5 protein-coding genes and 1 pseudogene are annotated in these 4,262 nt (G+C 50.2%); 1 reads left to right on the forward strand and 5 read right to left on the reverse strand.

What is annotated here, in order from left to right:
• The 5 genes from H6S82_RS20835 to ffh form a co-directional block, all read right to left on the reverse strand.
• The coding region (locus H6S82_RS20835; RefSeq protein WP_191056644.1) for a PhoH family protein at nucleotides 1-501 on the reverse strand (501 nt) is incomplete at its 3' end.
• A gap of 180 nt (nucleotides 502-681) precedes the next feature.
• Nucleotides 682-855, reverse strand: a complete 174-nt coding sequence (gene rpsU / locus H6S82_RS20840) for a 30S ribosomal protein S21 (RefSeq protein ID WP_190463638.1) — start codon at nucleotides 853-855, stop codon at nucleotides 682-684.
• A gap of 266 nt (nucleotides 856-1,121) precedes the next feature.
• Entirely contained in the window at nucleotides 1,122-1,520 is a 399-nt protein-coding gene (locus H6S82_RS20845; RefSeq protein ID WP_347339520.1) for a KH domain-containing protein, read from the reverse strand.
• A complete protein-coding gene (gene rpsP / locus H6S82_RS20850) occupies nucleotides 1,501-1,761 on the reverse strand; it encodes a 30S ribosomal protein S16 (RefSeq protein ID WP_190463521.1) in 261 nt (86 codons plus the stop codon). Before rpsP ends, H6S82_RS20845 begins: the two co-directional genes overlap by 20 nt.
• A gap of 85 nt (nucleotides 1,762-1,846) precedes the next feature.
• On the reverse strand, nucleotides 1,847-3,295 hold the full coding sequence (gene ffh, locus H6S82_RS20855) for a signal recognition particle protein (protein WP_190463520.1): 1,449 nt from the start codon (nucleotides 3,293-3,295) through the stop codon (nucleotides 1,847-1,849).
• A 198-nt stretch (nucleotides 3,296-3,493) separates the two neighbouring features.
• Between ffh and H6S82_RS20860 the strand changes: the two are divergent.
• Nucleotides 3,494-4,262 (forward strand): annotated as a pseudogene (locus tag H6S82_RS20860) (hypothetical protein); the annotation flags it as partial.

Consider the following 4,262-nt stretch of genomic DNA (forward strand, 5'->3'; position numbering starts at 1 on the left):
TACTGCCGGTCGGGTAAGGATGAGCCGTTCGTACTGATTTGCCAGCAGTGATTGAACGGCTAACACTGCGGCTAGGAAAGTTTTCCCAGTGCCTGCGGGCCCAATGCAAAAGGTGAGGTCGTGGGTACGCACGGCTTGGATATATTGCCGCTGTCGGAAAGTTTTAGCGCGGATTTCTTCGCCACGACGAGTGCGAGCGAGAACGTCTCGCTGTAAGTCTTGCAATTCATCGGTACGCTGGGTATCGAGAGCGTGACGAGCTGTGAGGATATCTACACTGGTGATGCTTTTGCCGTGTTTCCAGAAATCTTCGAGCGATCGCACCAAACGTCCGCAGAGATCTACCTGATTCGCCGTTCCGGAAATCAGTAATTCTTGCCCCCGCAGTACCAGCGTTGCTCCTGTTTGCCGCGCTAGGACTTTCAAATTTTCTTCCCGTTCGCCGCTAAGGGCGATCGCACTTTCTCTACTCGGCAGTTGAATTGTTGTGCCGTCTACCATTCCCAATCGGTCATCGATACTTCACCTTTCCCCTAATCTGCAAAAAGACGCCCGATGCAGTGCCATGTTGCCAAAGAAATTAGACGCACCATTTGGCAGCGATCGCAGGCGTCCGATCTCGTCATCATTTATTTCCGGCCTCAAAGTCGGCCAACACGCTGTTACTCGTGGCGTACCCCTTTAGTAACGACGCTCGCGGGATGCTTCCGCTTTGCGTTTGCGACGGAGGCTAGGCTTTTCGTAGCGTTCGCGACGCTTGACTTCCGACAAAATCCCAGCTTTTTGAATCTTTTTTTTGAAACGTCTTAATGCCGAGTCGATCGACTCATTTTCACCCAAACGCACTTCTGACACTTGCTTTAGTTCACCTCCTTGTTCTGCCACTGATTTTCCTGGGCGATTGCTACGCCTTTTTAGCAAGTCTTTCCAGAAACGCTTGTTTTATACCTTAGCCTCCTGGCAAAGCAGCTCAAGTGCGTAGCGCAAAGGTTTTCGATTCAGACAATCCCCTCCACTATTAACTGTTCTAACATTGCGCGGTTCTGAGTTTATCCTGCACAACTGAAAAACTGTTAAACGAATTCAAGTTGGGAGGGGTCGAGCGCGATCGATTGCCAGACCTAGCGGGAACGCAGTCTGGGAGAAGACCTGGGGGCGCTTGAGGAGCGAGGCAGAGGCGTTCTCGTTCCGGATCTATTTGGTGGCCCGCTGTCGTGTTCCAGCGTTGTTCCGCCGTATATATCAAGATACACTGATTGCCCAGCCGCACTCGCAGCTGCTTCCATCGTCGTTCTGATCGCCTGAATGTTACGTCCACCCCGACCGAATACTCGCCCTTTATCCTCTCCTTCAAAAGCCAAACGAATCCAAACCCGTGGCCTGCTGGAAGATATTTCGCAGTCTACCTTCAAAGATTCCTTAGATTCCAAGAAAGGTTGCAGCAGATATTTTACCAGTCCAGCATAGTCGGGAATAGTGGACAGGGGCTGGATTTTACCGTTACTGGGTGACTGAGGCACGAACCTGCTCGAAGACATTGGCTTTTTCCAGGATGTGGCGAACAGTGTCGGTAGGTTGAGCTCCGTCTTTGAGTCGTTTGACGATCGCTGGAATATTCAGCTCTGTTCGATCCGTTCTGGGGTTATAGAATCCCAGTTCTTCCAAAGGACGACCATCTCGGCGAGAGGTACTTAGCATAGCTACAATCCGGTAGCTGGCCTCCCGCTTTTTGCCATATCGCTTTAATCGCAGTTTGATCATGCCGAAACAGTAATGCTCGCAATTTTGACTAAACAAACATTGTACCTTTTTATTTGCGTATCGGACTTTTTCGATCGCGCAAAAACTACAGCTGACCGAAGCCTTTCTTCTTTTTTTCCTTTTTTGGTTTCTTCTTGCCACCATCTGCATTGTAGCCTCGCCAACCGGGCATGGCCCCTCGACCGCCCATACCGGGCATCGGCCCACCTGCCATTCCCGGCATACCGGGAAGACCCCCTTGCCCCATTTGCTGCATCAGATTTCGCATTTTTTGGAAATCGGCTACCAGCTTGGTGACTTCCGAGTCATTTTTATAGCCAGCACCCCGACCGATGCGTAGCCGCCGACTGGGAGAAGACGCCAACAACTCCGGGTTGCGGCGTTCTTCTGCGGTCATAGAATTGATCATCGCCTCAGTTTGCTTGAGCTTGACCTCTGCTTCTTGCAACTGCTTGTCAGAAATTTTGGGCATTCCGGGAAGCATCTTCAGCAACCCCCCAAACGAGCCCATATTCTTCATCAGCCGCATTTGTTTGAGAAAATCGGTAAAGTCAAACTTGGCAGAGAGGATTTTCTCCTGCATCTTCTGGGCGTCTGTGAAGTCGATTTGCTCCTGCGCTTTTTCTACCAGCGTCAGGACATCGCCCATTCCCAAAATGCGCTGCGCCAACCTGTCTGGATAGAAAGGTTGCAGGGCGTCAACTTTTTCCCCAGTACCGATAAATTTAATTGGCTGACCGGAAATCTGCCGCACCGAAAGTGCCGCACCACCGCGAGTATCCCCGTCCATTTTGGTGAGAATCGCGCCGGTGATGCCGATTTGCTCGTGGAAGGTGCGCGTCAGATTTGCCGCTTCCTGACCGGTCATGGCATCCACTACCAGCAGGACTTCGTGGGGTTGCACCGTTTGCTTGATGCGGGCTAACTCCGCCATCATGTCGCGATCGATTTGCAGGCGACCTGCGGTATCGATAATTACCGTATCGATCCCTTCTGCTTTAGCTCTTTCCACACCCTGACGGGCAATTTCCACTGGGTCGGCATCGCTTCCCAGTTCAAATACGGGTACTTCAATTTGCTTACCCAGCGTTACCAACTGGTCAATTGCCGCCGGTCGATAAACGTCCGTCGCCACCAGCATGGCAGAGCGATTTTCTTTCCGCAGATGTAATGCTAACTTAGCAGCAGCAGTGGTTTTACCCGTACCCTGCAACCCTGCCATCAGGACGATCGTCGGAGCAGTGGCGCTATGAGCGAGCGGAGCGTTGGTTTCCCCCATCACCACAGCCAGTTCATCGTAAACAATTTTGATGAACTGTTGGTCGGGTCGCACGCCGGCGATCACCTCGGCACCCTGGGCTTTGGTTTCGACTTGGGCAATAAAATCTTTTATTACCTGGAGGTTAACGTCTGCTTCCAGTAGGGCGCGGCGCACTTCCTTCAAAGCTTCTTGAATATTGGCATGGGAAATGCGATCCTGCCCCCGCAGTTTTTTCCAGGCAGATTCTAAGCGTTCGGATAGTGCGTCAAACATAGATCGATATGTATCAGTAATTTATACATTACCAGTTGGGGATGGGGACTGGGGACTCGATACTGGGATCTGGGGTAAATACAGGTGAGTGGATGACTTTTCTCGCTCCGAGTTTCTTCAGTGGCCGAGTAGCGTTCTGAATGCTATAACAGTGTGCGCTGGGATTATCTATCTTGGGGCAGTTGTTACAGTGGAATCATGCCCAAAAGCAAAACGAAGTCGAAATCCAAAAAGCAGGCTGCGACTGGAAAATCAACCTTAAATCTCAAGGAGCAGTTGGCGCAAAAAAGAAAAGCTGCCAAAGAGCGGAAGGAATTTATTAGCTTCTCTACAGGAGCTGTATTCGGTGCCGCATTTCTTGGCATGATGGCGTTTCCTCTAGGTGGGCCAAAGGCAGCCATTGGCGCGATGGCCGGTATAATCTGCCTTGCGTTTTCTTTCAAATATCCCCGACAAGCTCTGTGGGCATTCCTAATTTATATGCCTTTTAGCGGCACTATCATCTACACCCTCGGCAACAGTCCGGTACTACAGTTGGCAAAAGATGGTTTCTACATTCCCGGACTCGTTAGTATTATCCAAGAGTGTCGCCAGAAACGACTACCTATAGTAATTCCCAAAGGTCTAAAACCGTCCCTAATTCTCCTGTTTGTTTGTTGTCTGATCACTCTATTGTTTGTGAACGGATCGCAACAAATGAATGCCGAACAAGTTGCTATCCTTACCAGACAGCCGCCAGAAAAACCATTCGCGCTGGGAATTTTAGGCTTAAAAGTGTTTATGGGGTATATTCCTTTAATCACTTGCGCCTATTATCTGATTCGGACTAAGAAAGAATTTTTCTTCATGACGCGCCTGCACGTAATTCTCGCACTTACCTGCTTTGGCCTTTGTTTCGTGCAGTATATGTTTCTCAAAACTGGTCGGTGTGCTGGTACCCAGTTTGCTGAAGGGGGCGATTTATTTA

Source organism: Planktothrix sp. FACHB-1355 (assembly GCF_014748295.1).
Lineage (GTDB): Bacteria > Cyanobacteriota > Cyanobacteriia > Cyanobacteriales > Aerosakkonemataceae > Aerosakkonema > Aerosakkonema funiforme_A.